Raw genomic sequence first — 14,570 nt, 5'->3', positions numbered from 1 at the left:
GGGCAGTGACCGCTGGCATTGGAGTCGCGGGATCGGGGCGCTGACAAGACATCGCGACGAGAAAGACGGCAGCGGCCGGGGGGTATGCCCGGTCGGTGCCGCGGGTCGCCGCGGGGATCGGATCCCGCGCGTACTTGGCCGTCACCTGGGTCCCCGCGGCGTCCCGCGTCCCTCGTGCTGGGTCTTCTTGGGCCATGCCCCCGGCGCCTCAAGGCGGGTGGGGACGATGACGCATATCTGATAGAGACCGCGGCAGACCCGAAACATTGACGTTCGCCCGGCGGGCTGCCATCCGCCCGTCCGACATGTCCGCCCGCGGCACCGTTTGAGTCCTGAACACAATGACAGACCTGATCGAGACGATCCGCCGGACGCTCGTGCCGATCCACAAGGAGGGCTATCCCTTCATCCTGATCGGCATCGTGCTGACGGTGCTGGCCGGCTACTTCTCCCAGTTCTTCGGCTGGATCTTCGTGATCCTCACCCTCTGGGTCTGCTACTTCTTCCGCGACCCGGAGCGGATCACCCCGGTGGAAGACGGGCTGGTGGTCTCGCCCGCGGACGGGCGCGTCAACCTGATCGCCACCGTGCTGCCGCCGCCGGAACTCGACCTGCCGCAGGTGCCGACCTTGCGGGTCTCGGTGTTCATGAACGTGTTCGACTGCCACGTGAACCGCGTGCCGGTCTCCGGCCGGATCGGCCAGATCCACTACACCCCCGGCCTGTTCCTCAACGCCGAACTCGACAAGGCCAGCGACGACAACGAGCGCAACGGGATGGTCATCGAGACCAGCCATGCCGGGCAGGCCAAGCGCGTCGGCGTCGTGCAGATCGCCGGGCTGGTGGCGCGGCGGATCGTCGGGTTCGTCTCGGCCGGGGACACGCTGGCGGTGGGCGAGCGGTTCGGGCTGATCCGGTTCGGCTCGCGGGTGGACGTCTACCTGCCGGCCGGTGCCACCGTGCTGGTCGGGCTCGGCCAGAAGGCGGTGGCCGGCGAGACGGTGCTGGCCGATCTCGGCGGCGGCCCGGGGCGGCAGTTCAAGCGGATCTAGGCTGTCATGGACGATCTGTTCCCGCCCTTCGCGCCCGATCCGAACGAGCCGCGCCCGCGCCGGTTCAAGCCGGTGCCGTTCCGGATGATCGCGCCCAACATGATCACCCTGATGGCGCTCTGCCTCGGGCTGACGGCGATTCGCCTGGCCTTCGAGGGCAAGTTCGAGCCCGCCGTCATCGCCGTGGTGGCGGCCGGGGTCCTCGACGGCATCGACGGCCGGGTGGCGCGGCTGCTCAAGGGCACGTCCCGGTTCGGGGCGGAACTCGATTCGCTGGCCGACTTCGTGAATTTCGGCTGCGCCCCGGCGCTGATCCTCTACGGCTTCGCGCTGTTCCACCTGAAATCCGCCGGCTGGATCGTGGCGCTGATCTTCGCCATCGCCATGGCCCTGCGGCTCGCCCGCTTCAACGCCATGCTGGACGACCCGAACCGGCCGGACTGGAAGAAGGACTTTTTCGTCGGCATGCCGGCCCCGGCGGGCGCGCTGACCGCGATGCTGCCGCTCTACCTCCACTTCCTCGGATTCGGCGGCGAGAGCTGGGCCGCCCCGGCAATCCTGATCTACGTGCTCGCCATCGCCCTGCTGGTGGTCTCCACGGTCCCGACCTTCTCGGGCAAGACCATGGGCAAGCGGGTGCCGCGCAGCCTCGTCCTGCCGATTTTTCTGTTCGGGGTCGCGGCCTTCGGGATCCTGATCAGCTACCCGTTCGAGGCCCTGGTGGCGGTGAGCGGCGGCTATCTGCTGACCATCCCGGTGGTCGCGGCCCAGTACCGCCGCCGCGCCAAGGCGGAACTCGCCGCCCCCGCCGAGGAGTCCTCGGGGCCGGCGATCAGCGGGTGATAGGCCAACCTTGAGCGCTGGCTTTCAGGGAGCCGTCCCCTAGTTCCACCGATGCGTTCGGCGGGGGGCGGTGCATGCTCGAGGAATTCAAAAAATTCGCGTTGCGCGGGAATGTGGTCGATCTCGCTGTCGGCGTGATCATCGGCGCGGCCTTCGGGGCGATCGTCAATTCCGCCGTGCAGGACCTGTTCATGCCGGCGATCGGCGCGGTCACCGGCGGGCTCGATTTCTCGAACTACTACATCCCGCTCTCGTCGAAGGTTCAGGCCGGGCTGCCCTACGCGGATGCCAAGAAGCAAGGCGCGGTGCTGGGTTACGGCCAATTCCTGACGTTGACCATCAACTTCATGATCGTGGCCTTCGTGCTGTTCCTGGTGATCCGGGCCATGAACAAGCTGCAGAACGCCGAGGCCAAGAAGCCCGAGGCGGTGGCCGAGGTGCCGGCGGACGTGAAACTCCTGTCGGAGATCCGGGATATTTTGGCGGAGAAACCGCGGGCCTAAATGCCTGTTTGACCGGTCTTTCCCATCCTCGCCCTCATCCTGAGGTGGCGTAGCGGAGCGGAGCCCTCGAAGGAGCCCTCCAGCCAGCCGCGCGATCCCTGGAGGGCTCCTTCGAGGCTGCTGCGCAGCACCTCAGGATGAGGGGAGAGATCAGGATTTCCGTCGATCAGAACCGTCCTTCGACTGCGATCGCGCAGGCAAACAGGCTCTAAGAGTTCGGCTTTTCCTCAGCGTCCGGCTTGACCCCGAGGGCGTCGAGGATCTGGTCGAGGGCCTGACCCACCGCGCCGGTGCCCTCCTCATGGGTCTTTAGCCGGGTCTCAAGCCGGCGGATCTGCGGCTCGAACGCGTCCGGCACCGGATCGTCCCCGAGGAAGCGGGGCTTGTCGGTGCCGACGGGCAAGACGCCGCGCAACTGCTGGCCGAGGTGATCGCGCACCGGTTCCGGCAGCGTCGCGCCGGGCTCGCTCGGATCCTGGCTCATGGTCGCCTCGTCCTTCATCTGGAGCATCAACGGCTTCGCCGGAGAACCGTTGCGCCGCCGCGGGATCCCTCACGAAAACGGGCCCCGGAGCGGGTGCTCCGGGGCCCTGTCGGCCGGTGCGGGACCGGCCCGTGGGATCAGTCGATGACCTCGACGATCCGGTGGCCGCGATCGACCAGCACCGGGCGGTCGTTCACCACCGTGTAGCGGTAGCCCGGCTGCACGCGGTACTCGGTCGGGACATCGTAATAGGTGACGCCGCTGTTCGGCAGGGTGGAGCCGACGGCGACGCGGCCGTCGTAATCGTACGAGCGGACGTTGCGCTCGCGAACGTAGCTGCGGAAGCGCGGCGCCATGTCGACGCCGAGGATGCCGCCCACCGTGCCGGTGGCCGCACCGACGGCGCCGCCGACGATCCCGCCGATCGGGCCGGCCGCGTCGTTACCGGCGGCCGCGCCGCGCTCGGCACCCGGGATGGTGCCCTGGGCCTGGGCAGCCAGCGGCAGCGACAGGGCGAGGACCGAGGCGGCGATCAGGGTCTTGAAGGTCATACGAGACATCTCCGTTCCGTTGCGTTCCGCCGCAGCGAGGCGACGAAGCTCGGGCCGGTAACGCCCGATCCCCGGATTCGGATGCATCTTTTTTCCCGGGCGACGGACCGCCCGGGGCGCAGGCTACGCGTCCTTGGGCATCGCCGACTGGATGAACCGGTCGGAGCCGAGATCCTCCTCGTCGTAGCCCAGGAGTTCGGCCAGCCGGCCGCGGGCGCGGCTGACGCGGCTCTTCACGGTGCCGACCTTACAGCCCATGATCGTGGCGGCCTCTTCGTAGGAGACGCCCTCGGCGCCGACCAGCACCAGGGCCTCGCGCTGGTCCGGCGGCAGCTTGGCGAGCGCCGATTGCAGGTCCTCGACGTCGAGCCGGTCGCCCTGGTGCGGGGCCGTGGCCAGCCGGGCCGCGTAGGAGCCGTCCTGGTCCTCGACTTCCCGGACCCGCTTGCGGTGATCCGAGTAGAAGATGTTGCGCAGGATCGTGAACAGCCACGCGTTGAGGTTGGTCCCCGGCTGGAACCGGGCGCGGTGCTGCCAGCCCTTGAGCAGGGTGTCCTGGACGAGATCGTCCGAGCGGGCAGGGTTCGAGGTCAGCGACAGGGCGAAGGCGCGCAGCGACGGCACCGCAGCGAGCAGGCCGTTGCGGAATTCCGGCTCGATCGCCTCGCCGCGGGCGCGCAGCGCCTCTTCCAGCTTCTCGATCAGGTCGGCGAAGCGGGACGGCAGAACCTCTTCGCCGATCCGCTCGTAGACGGTGCGCAGGTGCTCGCCGAGATGCGTGCGGATGTTCGGGGCGAGGTTCGGGCGGCCATCCCGAAGCCCGTCCTCTTGGGACAGGACGGTGTCGGTCTCGTCGCGGCTCATGCGTATCGTGCTCGTCAGCTCATCGTGGCTCGACCTGCGGTCCGGACCGGTCGAGGCGGATCGCTTGTCGGCCGAACTCCCCCTCAAGTCCGGTCGATGCGCTCCTATTACAGGCGTTCTAGCGCATCGGAGGCGCGCATGCACCCTCGCCCAAGCTCGACTTAAGAAGCCCCGGCCGGTCTCAACAGGCGGATCGCCCCATCCCGCAGGGTCAGGACATCGCCGCGGGCGAGGTCGGTCCAGCGCTCGTCCCGGGTCAGCGCCTGGGTGGCGATCACCGTGACCACGTCGCTCTCGGAGGTTTCCTGCGCAAAATTCACCTGCCAATCCTCGTCGATCAGGGTGGCGGTGCCGAACGGCGCCCGGCGGGTGAGGTAGCAGAGGCGCTTGCCGCAATGGGCGTAGAGCGTGCGGCTGTCGGTCAGCAGCATGTTGAACACGCCGAGCGCGTGCAATTCGCCCGCGAGGTCGGCCACGGCCCGGTCGAGGGTCGCGGGCCGGGGCAGGGCCTGGAACCGGGCCTGGAGCCGGCCGAGCATCCAGCAGAAGGCGTGCTCGCTGTCGGTGGAGCCGATCGGCATGAAGCTGCCCAGCGGCAGCCGCTTCACGCCCTTGAGCTGGCCATTATGCGCGAAGGTCCAGCGGCGGCCCCACAATTCCCGCGCGAACGGGTGGGTGTTCTCCAGGCTGACCCGGCCGCGATTGGCCTTGCGCACATGGGCGACGACGATGCGGCTCTTGATCGGCATGTCGCGCAGCAGCCGGGCCAGCTGCGAGCGCGAACTCGGCTCCGGCTCGTGGAAGCTGCGGCAGGTCCGCCCGTCATAGAAGCTGATGCCCCAGCCATCGGCATGGGGCCCGGTGTCGCCGCCGCGCCGGGCGAGCCCGGCGAACGAGAAGCGGATGTCGGTCGGCACGTTGGCGCTCATGCCGAGCAGTTCGCACATGGTCTCCGACTTTCCACCCGAACCGCATCCGCGGGTCAGCGGATTTAGAGACGTTCGACCTTCGCGACAACCGACGTTTCAGTCGCTCTTCTGCGCATTCTCCAGAGCCCGGAGCACCGCGGCGGCGTCATGGCGGATCACGGTCAGATAGGCCCGCGTCGCGGCATCCGGTCGAGCGCGGCCCTGCTCGAGGTCGCGAAGGGTCCCGATCGGAAAGCCGAAGCGGGCAGCAAATTCGGCCTGCGTGAAACCGAGCTCCCGACGCACGACCTTCACGTCGAGCGCCGGCGGGCTGTGAACGCGATAGGTCCCCGGTTGGGCTTCGCCGCGGGCGATGGCGAGGGCCTGCTGCGCGGCCTCGACCAGCCCTTCACCGAAAGCGGTCATCTCTCGCCTCTCGATACAAATCGCATCCACCATGTGTGGATCACCCGTGCCTGTGCAAACCCGCGCGATACACTTCGACCAGGTCCGTCAGCGCCGCTCTGACGGCATGCCGCTCGGCACGGCTGATATCGACGCGCTGCCCTTTTGAAACCAGACGCAGCAGGAACACAGGCAGGTCATCAACAACGTAGAACGTAATGACCCTATAGCCTCCGGACTTGCCCTTGCCCCGGCCACCGATCCTGACCTTTCGGGCTCCGCCGGTCTCCGGGATGAGATCACCGGCGCTCGGATCCGCTGCAATCACATCGATGATCGCCTCCATCTCGCTGTCCGAGACGCCCGCAACTTTCGCGTCAGCAAGAAATTTCGGCGTCAGGACGACCGTGTGCATGAGTCTCGACGGTAAGGATCAGCCGTCGGGAAGCAAGATGGAGCGTCCAACCTTCACCGCGCCAGATAATCGGTCAGCGTCATCCCGACCATGATGGCGACCCAGAAGAAGCCGAGCCCCGAGAACAGCCGCACCAGAGGCGGCTCGTGGATCACCTCCATGGAGACCAGGAGGATCAGCGCCACCATCACGGCGACGACCAGGAGCTCGACGATCCAGACCTGGGCGAAGGGCAGGGTGGCCCCCAGGGTGACGTTGACGGCGAGCAGGGCGAGCAGCGCCAGGAAGGTCAGCACCGGCGTGCGCAGCCGCCGCCGGAGCAGGGCGCGGTCGTCGGCGCTGAGGGTCGACCAGGGCGCGAGCAGCCTCATGCCTGATGCTGCTCCGGACTGGAATGGCCAGTTCGATCCGGAAGCATCGCGAGGGCGTCCTGCGCGGCGGCGGCGGCGTCCGGATCCGGCCCGGCGGCGAGTGCGGTAAGCTCAGCGCTCGCGACGCGGCGGCTCTCGGGATCCGCCATCGACACGCGATCCGCGTCCAGAAAGTGAAGCGCCTCGGACCGCGCCTCGAAGGAGCCGTTGTGGAGGATGTTGACGAGGCTCTCCAGAGAAAGCGTCCCGCCCAACTCGTCGAGGGCGAACAGGAGCGACCCGGATTGCGGGGCAATGTCAGCTCGCCGGAGGAGCACGCCGATGCGTTCCGCGGCACCGGCCGCCTTCAGTTCCGCGAGCGCCAGAGCGGCGGCGTTGCGCAGGCGGTGCGAACCGGTCCGATCGAGAAGGCGCGCGATCTCCGCTGCCGTCAGGGCCGGCGGCAGGCTCCCGACGTCGCGCAGCCACGCGATCATCTGCTCCTCGTCGACGGAGCCCGGAGATTCCCAATCCTGTAGCGCGACGGCCATGCTCAAGACCCTACACGATTCCGGCCCGATTTGATCCACGCCTCGTATTCCGCAAGCGCCTGCTCCCGGCTCTCCAGATCGCGTCCCCCGGACTCCTCCTTGCCGACGCGATGCCACCAGCGCCGAAAGGCTTCGAAGTCAGGCTGCTGGTCGAGGCCGAACCAACGGTCGCGCCGGGTCTGCGATCCGCCCCGAAAGCGGCCGCTCGGCTCCTTCGACATCGCATCGCATCCCCCGACTCACCGGTTCACGACATAAAGGATCGGGAAGGCCAGGATCCACACGAGGTCGATGAAGTGCCAGTACAGGCCGTAGACCTCGATCCAGTTCTGGTGGCGGGACAGGAAGCCGGCCTTGGCGGCCATCCAGGTCATGCCGAGCAGGAGCGCGATACCGGTGAACAGGTGGGCCGCGTGCAGGATCGTGGCGACGTAGTAGAGGTTCACGAACAGCCGCGCCGGCGGCGTCTCGGCCAGGGCGAAGGGCCGGCTGCTCAGAAACGGCATCATGTGCTCGTCCCAGTCGGCGTAGTATTCATAGCCCTTGAGCACCAGGAACAGGCCGCCAAGCGCCGCGGTCGCGAGCATCGCCCGGACCATGGCGCGCTGCCAGCCGATCCGCGAGAATTCGATCGCCATCGACATGGTCAAGCTGGAGCAGATCAGCACCACGGTGTTGGTGGCGCCGATCCAGAACTTGAGGTGCTTGACCGCCGCGACCGTCGCCTCGGGGTGCAGGATCCGGGTGATCAGCGCCACCAGGAACAGGGCCGAGAACAGCAGCAGCTCGGTGATCAGCCAGGCCCAGATGCCCAGCGTCGCGGCGGCCCGCTGCTGGCCCACCGTCTCGAAATGCCCGGCGCGGGCAACACCGACGCCGTCTGCCAGCCCCTCGCTCATCCGTGCTGGTCCTGGGATTCCTGCGCCTGGATCGGGTAGTCGTAGGGGATGCGCGGCACTTCGGGCGGGCTGAGGAAATTGTGCTTGGGCGGCGGCGAGCCGGTCTCCCATTCGAGCCCCTTGGCGTTCCACGGGTTGGCGGGCGCCTTGCGGCCGAACCACAGGGAATAGACCAGGTAGAGCATCGGGAAGATGTAGCCCGCGGCCAGGATCGTGGCGCCGGCCGAGGACAGCACGTTCAGCAGTTGGAACTCGACCGGATAGGTCGCGTAGCGGCGAGGCATCCCGAGATAGCCGAGGATGAACTGCGGGAAGAAGGTCACGTTGAAGCCGAGGAAGATCAGCACCGCCGAGACCCGGCCCCAGGGTTCGCTGTACATCCGGCCGGTGAATTTCGGCCACCAGAAGTGCAGGCCGCCCAGGAAGGCCAGCACCGTGCCGCCGACCATGATGTAGTGGAAATGCGCGACCACGAAGTAGGTCGCGTGGATATGCTGGTTGATCGCCAGCGTCGCCAGATAGAGGCCGGTGAGCCCGCCGAGCACGAACAGCCCGATATAGCCCATGGCGTAGAGCATCGGCGTGTCGAGCCGTAAGCTTCCCTTATGGATCGTGGCGGTCCAGTTGTAGACCTTGACCGCCGAGGGCACCGCCACCGCGAAGGACAGGGCCGAGAACACCAGGGAGGCCAGGTCGCTCTGGCCGTTGACGAACATGTGGTGGCCCCAGACGAAGAAGGTCACCGAGGCCAGCCCGATCGACGCGTAGGCGACGAACCGGTAGCCGAACAGCTTCTTCTGCGCGAAGGCCGGGACGATCTCCGAGATCACCCCCATGCCGGGCAGGACCATGATGTACACGGCTGGGTGCGAGTAGAACCAGAACAGGTGCTGGAACAGCACCGGGTCGCCGCCATAGGCCGGGTCGAACACGCCGATATGGAAGCCCCGCTCCATGATCAGCAGGATCAGCGCGGTGGTGATCACCGGCGTGGCGAGCAAGAAAATCAGGCTGGTGGCGTAGTGCGCCCAGACGAAGATCGGCAGCTTGAACCACGTCATGCCGGGCGCCCGCATGGTGTGGATCGTGACCACGAAGTTGAGGCCGGTGAGGATCGACGAGAAGCCCACGATGGTCACGCCGATCAGGGCCGGCAGGACCCAGGTGTTCGAGAAGGCGGTGGAGAGCGGCGCGTAGAAGGTCCAGCCGGTATCGACGCCGCCCAGCACCAGCGAGACCAGGGTGAAGAACGCCCCGGCCATGAACACGTACCAGCTCGTCAGGTTGAGCTTGGGGAAGGCCAGGTCCTTGGCCCCGATCATCAGGGGGATCAGGAAATTGCCGAAGGTCGCCGGGATCGACGGGATCAGGAAGAACCACACCATCACCACGCCGTGGATGGTGAAGGCCTTGTTGTAGGTGTCGTTGGTCATGATCGCGCCGTTCGGCACGATCAGCGCCAGCCGGACGACGCCGGCGGCCACCGCCCCGATCACGAAGAAACCGGTGATCGAGGTCAGGTACAGGATCGCGATGCGCTTGTGGTCTGTGGTGAGGAACCACGAGCGCAGGGTCGAATCCGCGTGGAGATAGTCCGCCTTGCGCCCGAGGGTGGCCTCCGGCGCGTGCGGCTCGCGGCGGGCCGTGCCGCCGACGCTGCCCGTTGCGCTCATGATGTCGCCTTCATGGAATGGCCTGCGCGGCCTTGCCGGAGGTCGGCGCCGTGTAGGATTTCAGAAAATCGATGAGGCGGCCGAGCTCGTCCTCCGGGATCCGCCCGGCGAAGCTCGGCATGACCTGCTTGTAGCCCTCGGCGAGCCGGTCGCCGTTGGGGTTCAGGATCTTTTCGCGCAGCCAGGTCTCGTCGGCCGTCACCGTGCGGCCGTCGGCGAGCTTCACCGGGCTGCCGTAGAGGCCAGCGAGGCTCGGGGCCTTCACGGCCGAGCCGGGATCGTGGCAGCCGGCGCAGCCATAGGCCTCGTAGAGGGTGCGGCCGGCCGCGACCTTGCTCTGCTGGGCGCCGGCATGGGTCAGCCAATCCTGGTAGTCGCCGGGGTTCATGAAGGTGACCTCGCCGCCCATCACGGAATGGTCGGTGCCGCAATATTCCGAGCAGTAGAGGTGATAGGTGCCGATCTTGTTGGCCTTGAACCACAGGTCGGTGTAGCGGTCGGGCAGGGCGGCGACCTGCAGGCGCACCGCCGGCAGGTAGAGGGCGTGGATCACATCCTGGCTGATGATGTGCAGGCGGATCGGCTGCCCGATCGGCAGGTGCAGGTCGTTGATCTCGGCCTGGCCGGTGGGATGCTGGAACTTCCACATCCATTGCCGGCCGATCGCCTCGATCACCATCGCGTCGGGCGGCGCGTTGCGCGAGGCCACGTACAGCCGCGCCCCCCAGACGAAGAAGATCAGCGTCAGCAGGAACGGGATCAGCATCCAGCTGATCTCGATCAGGTTGGAGCGGATGCCGGACGGGTGCCGATCCGCCTCCGAGCCCTCCCGGTAACGCAGGGCGAAATAGGTGATCGCCACGAAGACCGGCACGGTCAGCAGCAGGGTCAGGACCGTGAAGGCCAGGATCAGCAGGTCCGTCTCGGACGCGGTGGCCGAGACCGCGGCGGGCCAGAGTTCGAGGGCAGCGTGGTTCGGCGTCATCCTGCTACCGGTCCGGCGCGTCGAGGGGGCGGCCGACGATCAGGTCCATGGCCCGGTCGATCGGGATGCGGGCCCGGGTGCGGGCCGGGTCGCTGTAGCCGTAGCCGGCGAGCCGGGCCGCGGCCTCGGCCCGCTGGCGGTCGAGGTCGGCATAGGGGTCCGCCTGAAGGTTCGGGGGCGGCGGCGTCAGCGGCGCGGTCTGCTGGCGGGTCAGGGTCGGCAGGGTCCGGCGCTGGCTGGCGCTGAAGGCGCCCATCAGCCAGACCATGGTGCCGATGACCGTCAGGACCGCGAGCGCGAGGCCGGCCATCACCAGCGCGGTGTTGCGGACGCCGACATCGCGCGTCTCGTAGCCGGGACCGTCGGGATCGCGCGGGGCATTGGCCGGCGTGCCGCGGGGCGGGCGGCCGTTCAGCAGGCCGCTGCCGCGCAGGGTCAGCCCGGCCAGGATCGCCGGGATCAGGCCGGGACCGGGGGTGCCGCCGACGCTCATGCGACCCTCCCGGCGCGTCGGACAGCCGGCGCCGCGCGCCCGCGCAGCAGGAGATGGAGCGCGGCGGCGAGACACGCCACGGCCAGGGCCGCAAGCGCATCGGCCGGACGGATCACGAACCGGTCGCGCAGGGCCGGGGTGACCAGCCAGAACATCTCGAGGGCGTGCACCGCGAGCGCCGCGCCGGCCAGGATCCGGGTGGTCGGGCGGCCCGGCCGCAGGGTCGCAAGACCGGCCAGCACCACGACGATCCCGGCCGCGATCGACAGGCCGCGCCCGAGTCCGCCGCCGCGGGCGAAGTACCAGGCGACCTCCGGGGGGAGATTGGCCGACCAGACGATCAGGAACTGCACGAAGTGCAGGAACGCCCAGAGCCCGAGGAGCACCACCAGGGGAACCAGCCGGCCGCGCCCGGGCGCTGTGCGCCCGCGGCCCACCGGCTCCGGCTCCTCCCAGGCGAGCAGGATCGCGGCCGCGAAGGCCAGCCCGCTCCAGGCGGTCATCACCAGCAGGCCGAGCAGCGTGGAATCCAGCCGCGGATCGAGGGAGGCGATCACGTCGGTGGTGAACAGGGTGCCGACCACCGCGTGGAGCCCCACCGCCGGCACGGTGCGGCCCTCGCCCGGCTCGTCGAAGGGCCGCGCGAAGCGGAAGGCCAGCCAGATCCAGGCCGCGAGATACACGATCACCCGGGCCATGAAGAACGGCGTGGTGAACCAGAGCGCGGCCAGCGGCGTGCGCGGCACCGCCCCGACCCAGGGGTAGAGCACCGGCACCGCGGCGAGCAGCGGCAGCCCCAGCATCGCGGCCACCGGCATCAGCGCCATCAGCCGGCGCAGGCCCGCCAGCATCTCGACGCCGCCGCGCTCGCGCACGCGCTTGCCGAAACGCTCGGCCACGATCGTCACCGGCAGGGCGCCGACAGGCAGCGCCAGGAGGACGAGCCAGGCCGCGAGATACGCGCACGCCGCCCCGCGCCAGCCGCCCGCGAGAAAGCAGCAGGCCAGCAGGCCGAGCCCGAGGAGGCCGAGGAGGAGAGGGCGGCTCACTGGGTCGCCTCCAGGCGGGTCCGGTCGTCCGGCGACAGGCTCGCGACGGGCGCGTCCTGGCTGAGCTGGAGCGCCCGGACATAGGCGACGATCGCCCAGCGGTCGGCGGACGGGATCATCTGCGCCATGCCGAACATGGCGCGCCGGCCGTTGCCGATGGCGTCGTAGATCTCGGCGGCCGGGGCCTTGCGCAGGGGCTCGGCGGTGAGGTCGCCGGCATGCGGGAAGCCGCGCTGCACGACGATGCCCCGGCCGCGCCCGTCCTGGCCGTGGCAGGGGGTGCAGAACACCGCGTAGCGCTGCCGGCCGCGCTCGACCAGGTCCTGGCTGATCGTCTGCGGCTGGGGCGCCTCCCGGGCCGGGTCGGTCCGCGGCACGGTCCCGGAGACCGGCTGGCGCATGGTGATCTGGCGGGGGAAGAACGGGTTCCGGTCCCAGGTCTTGGCCCGGGCCTGGTCGTCCATGTTGGCCTCGCCGCAGGCCGAGAGGGCCGGCAGCGCCGCGAGCAGGATGAGGCCGGCGGTGCGCCTCATCGCGGGATCCTGCGGATCTCGAGGGGACGCCCGGCCTCGACCGGCAGGCTGGTGAGCCGGCGCTCGAACCGCGCCGCGTCGAAGCGGTCGCTGCGCGCCTCCGCGGAGAGGAAGAACCGGTCGTCCGAGGCGCGCAGGAAGCCCGGGATGTTGAAGGCCGGGTGGTTCAGCCGCGGCAGGCGGTTGAGCACGAGCAGCGCGAGGTGGATCGCGATGCAGCCGGTCATCATCGCGAAGGAGATGCTCGGCACCACGAAGGACGGCCAGGACAGGCGCGGACGCCCACCGATCAGGAACACGTAATCGTAGGCCGTGGCGTAGACGCACATGGCGTAGAAGCCCGCGCCGCCGAGCAACGCGCCGACCAGCGCGTAGGGCAGGATCGAGCGGCCCTCCAGGCCGAGCGCCCGCAGGGTCCGGGGCATCGGCACCGGCCCGTGCCCGTCGAGATGGACATGGTCCGGCGGGCTGATCCCCGACACCGCCTGCAGGGCGGCGGCGAGGTCGGACTGGCTGGCGAAGGTGGCGGACACGCCCCAGAGCGGCGCCGGCCCGGGATTCTCCTCCGGGCGCAGGGTGGCGCGGGACGCGGCCTCCCGGGCGGCGGCCTCGGTGCCCGGCGCCCGGGCCAGGGCCAAGCGGCGGCTCTCGATGATCGAGACCGCCGGCAGGTAGCGCAGGAACAAGAGCAGCAGGGTCAGGAACAGCCCGAGCGAGCCCGCGAAGGTGGCGATGCCCCAGGGATCCGGCCCGTAGGGCAGCCGCGAGGAGGGCAGGAAATCCTGGGTCAGGGTGACGACCAGCACCATGACGTGGTCCGCATAGGCGCCGGCCGCGACCAGGAGCCCGACCACGGCGATCGCGAGGGGCGCCGTCCGGGCGCGGGCCGACCACAGCACCTGCGCCGGCAGGACCAGGCCGAGGATCGCCGTCCACGAGACCAGGGCGTGGTCGCCGGTCATGCGCCGCACCAGCACGGCCCGCGCTTGCGCGTCGCCGTTGAGGAACGTGTCGAAATACTCGGCGGCATAGCAATAGGCGCTGGCGCAGCCGAGGCCGAGCAGCAGGCGGCCGAGCAGGTCGAGGTGGCGCGCGGTGACCAGGCTGTCGAGGCCGTAGACGACGCGGATCAGCACGACGATCGCCGCGGTGATGCCGACGCCGGAATAGACCGCGTTCACCAGGAAGCTCACCGGCAGCAGGGTGCTGTGCCAGCCCGGCATCAGCGAGCCGGCCAGCATCACCGAGGCGCCGGTCTGGACCGAGACCACCAGCAGCACGCCGAGCAGGGCCACCGTCCGGTAGGCCTGGACCCAGATCTGCCAATGGGCCGCCGAGCCGCGCCAGCCCGAGGCGACGATGCCGTAGACCTGCGCGCGCAGCAGCGCGCGCTTGCGGGTGCGGGCCTTGGCGTCGATCTGGCGCATCGCCTCCACGAAGGCGCGGTCGCGCAGGGTCGCCAGATCCGGCAGCAGGCCGATGAACCAGAGGCTCACGCAGATCACCAGGAAGGCGACGATGTCGATCGCGTCCCACAGGAGCGGCGAGCGGAATTGCGGCCAGAGGTCGTAGGTGTTGGGGTAGGGCAGGTTCCAGAAGAAGAACCACGGCCGCCCGAGATGGATGATCGGGTAGAGCCCGGCGGATGCGGTGGCGAGCAGCGCCAGGGTCTCGGCGATGCGGTTCACCGCCCCGCGCCACTCCGCCCCAAGCAGCAGCAGCACCGCCGAGACCAGCAGGCTGCCCGACGCGACGCCGATCCACCAATCGTAGCTCGCGATGTCGAGGGCCCAGACAACGGCGTTGTTGTTCGCCCAGACCCCCGGCCCCGCATAGAGCAGGGTGCCCAGGGTGAAGCCGAAGACGCCGAGCAGCGCCACCGCCCCCGCGAAGGCGATCCACCAGCGGCGGTTGCGCGGATGCGTCAACGGGATCGCGGTGACCGTGCCGCCGATGCCCTGAAGGGTTTCGTCCGGCCGGATCAGAGGACCGCCTGCGAGAGCGCCGGACAT

19 protein-coding genes are annotated in these 14,570 nt (G+C 69.2%); 3 read left to right on the top strand and 16 right to left on the bottom strand.

The annotated features are described in order from the left end of the window. The first annotated feature begins 341 nt into the window (after positions 1 to 341). The 3 genes from MKK67_RS16425 (at position 342) to mscL (ending at position 2,398) form a co-directional block, all read left to right on the top strand. Entirely contained in the window at positions 342 to 1,052 is a 711-nt protein-coding gene (locus MKK67_RS16425; protein ID WP_243966212.1) for a phosphatidylserine decarboxylase, read from the top strand. Positions 1,053 to 1,058: 6 nt separating this feature from the next. Then, the gene (locus tag MKK67_RS16420) at positions 1,059 to 1,895 is read left to right on the top strand and encodes a CDP-alcohol phosphatidyltransferase family protein (protein WP_243966211.1); all 837 of its coding nucleotides are present in this window, start codon (positions 1,059 to 1,061) and stop codon (positions 1,893 to 1,895) included. A gap of 74 nt (positions 1,896 to 1,969) precedes the next feature. Beyond that, complete coding sequence (gene mscL, locus MKK67_RS16415; protein ID WP_243966209.1) at positions 1,970 to 2,398, top strand: large conductance mechanosensitive channel protein MscL; 429 nt, start codon at positions 1,970 to 1,972, stop codon at positions 2,396 to 2,398. A gap of 208 nt (positions 2,399 to 2,606) precedes the next feature. Here the strand turns inward: mscL and MKK67_RS16410 are convergent, their stop codons facing one another. The 16 genes from MKK67_RS16410 to MKK67_RS16335 form a co-directional block, all read right to left on the bottom strand. Then, on the bottom strand, positions 2,607 to 2,882 hold the full coding sequence (locus MKK67_RS16410; protein ID WP_243966217.1) for a hypothetical protein: 276 nt from the start codon (positions 2,880 to 2,882) through the stop codon (positions 2,607 to 2,609). Between the two features lie 137 nt (positions 2,883 to 3,019). After that, on the bottom strand, positions 3,020 to 3,433 hold the full coding sequence (locus tag MKK67_RS16405; protein ID WP_243966207.1) for a DUF1236 domain-containing protein: 414 nt from the start codon (positions 3,431 to 3,433) through the stop codon (positions 3,020 to 3,022). A 123-nt stretch (positions 3,434 to 3,556) separates the two neighbouring features. Then, positions 3,557 to 4,297 carry a NepR family anti-sigma factor gene (locus tag MKK67_RS16400; RefSeq protein ID WP_243966205.1) on the bottom strand — a complete coding sequence of 247 codons (741 nt, stop codon included), beginning with the start codon at positions 4,295 to 4,297 and terminating at the stop codon, positions 3,557 to 3,559. Between the two features lie 161 nt (positions 4,298 to 4,458). Continuing rightward, entirely contained in the window at positions 4,459 to 5,244 is a 786-nt protein-coding gene (locus MKK67_RS16395; protein WP_243966203.1) for a class II glutamine amidotransferase, read from the bottom strand. Positions 5,245 to 5,322: 78 nt separating this feature from the next. Beyond that, a complete protein-coding gene (locus MKK67_RS16390; RefSeq protein ID WP_243966201.1) occupies positions 5,323 to 5,631 on the bottom strand; it encodes a helix-turn-helix domain-containing protein in 309 nt (102 codons plus the stop codon). Positions 5,632 to 5,671: 40 nt separating this feature from the next. Next, positions 5,672 to 6,025 carry a type II toxin-antitoxin system RelE/ParE family toxin gene (locus MKK67_RS16385; protein WP_243966199.1) on the bottom strand — a complete coding sequence of 118 codons (354 nt, stop codon included), beginning with the start codon at positions 6,023 to 6,025 and terminating at the stop codon, positions 5,672 to 5,674. A 53-nt stretch (positions 6,026 to 6,078) separates the two neighbouring features. Continuing rightward, on the bottom strand, positions 6,079 to 6,396 hold the full coding sequence (locus tag MKK67_RS16380) for an oxidase (RefSeq protein ID WP_243966197.1): 318 nt from the start codon (positions 6,394 to 6,396) through the stop codon (positions 6,079 to 6,081). Then, on the bottom strand, positions 6,393 to 6,926 hold the full coding sequence (locus tag MKK67_RS16375) for a hypothetical protein (protein WP_243966195.1): 534 nt from the start codon (positions 6,924 to 6,926) through the stop codon (positions 6,393 to 6,395). Before MKK67_RS16375 ends, MKK67_RS16380 begins: the two co-directional genes overlap by 4 nt. A 2-nt stretch (positions 6,927 to 6,928) precedes the next feature. Further along, a complete protein-coding gene (locus MKK67_RS16370; protein ID WP_243966194.1) occupies positions 6,929 to 7,147 on the bottom strand; it encodes a hypothetical protein in 219 nt (72 codons plus the stop codon). A gap of 18 nt (positions 7,148 to 7,165) precedes the next feature. After that, a complete protein-coding gene (locus MKK67_RS16365) occupies positions 7,166 to 7,825 on the bottom strand; it encodes a cytochrome c oxidase subunit 3 (protein WP_243966193.1) in 660 nt (219 codons plus the stop codon). Beyond that, the gene (locus MKK67_RS16360) at positions 7,822 to 9,498 is read right to left on the bottom strand and encodes a cbb3-type cytochrome c oxidase subunit I (protein ID WP_243966191.1); all 1,677 of its coding nucleotides are present in this window, start codon (positions 9,496 to 9,498) and stop codon (positions 7,822 to 7,824) included. The genes MKK67_RS16365 and MKK67_RS16360 overlap by 4 nt, the downstream gene beginning before the upstream one ends. Before the next feature lie 10 nt (positions 9,499 to 9,508). Further along, positions 9,509 to 10,483, bottom strand: coding sequence for a cytochrome c oxidase subunit II (coxB, locus tag MKK67_RS16355; RefSeq protein ID WP_243966189.1), 975 nt, complete (start codon positions 10,481 to 10,483; stop codon positions 9,509 to 9,511). Positions 10,484 to 10,487: 4 nt separating this feature from the next. After that, positions 10,488 to 10,976, bottom strand: coding sequence for a hypothetical protein (locus MKK67_RS16350; protein WP_243966187.1), 489 nt, complete (start codon positions 10,974 to 10,976; stop codon positions 10,488 to 10,490). Then, a complete protein-coding gene (locus tag MKK67_RS16345; RefSeq protein ID WP_243966186.1) occupies positions 10,973 to 12,025 on the bottom strand; it encodes a hypothetical protein in 1,053 nt (350 codons plus the stop codon). The genes MKK67_RS16350 and MKK67_RS16345 overlap by 4 nt, the downstream gene beginning before the upstream one ends. After that, a complete protein-coding gene (locus MKK67_RS16340) occupies positions 12,022 to 12,558 on the bottom strand; it encodes a c-type cytochrome (RefSeq protein ID WP_243966185.1) in 537 nt (178 codons plus the stop codon). The genes MKK67_RS16345 and MKK67_RS16340 overlap by 4 nt, the downstream gene beginning before the upstream one ends. Further along, entirely contained in the window at positions 12,555 to 14,570 is a 2,016-nt protein-coding gene (locus MKK67_RS16335; protein WP_243966184.1) for a quinol:electron acceptor oxidoreductase subunit ActD, read from the bottom strand. Before MKK67_RS16335 ends, MKK67_RS16340 begins: the two co-directional genes overlap by 4 nt.

It is taken from the genome of Methylobacterium sp. J-072 (genome assembly GCF_022829425.1).
In the GTDB taxonomy this organism is placed as follows: domain Bacteria; phylum Pseudomonadota; class Alphaproteobacteria; order Rhizobiales; family Beijerinckiaceae; genus Methylobacterium.
This window is presented reverse-complemented; position numbering and strand designations above follow the sequence as displayed.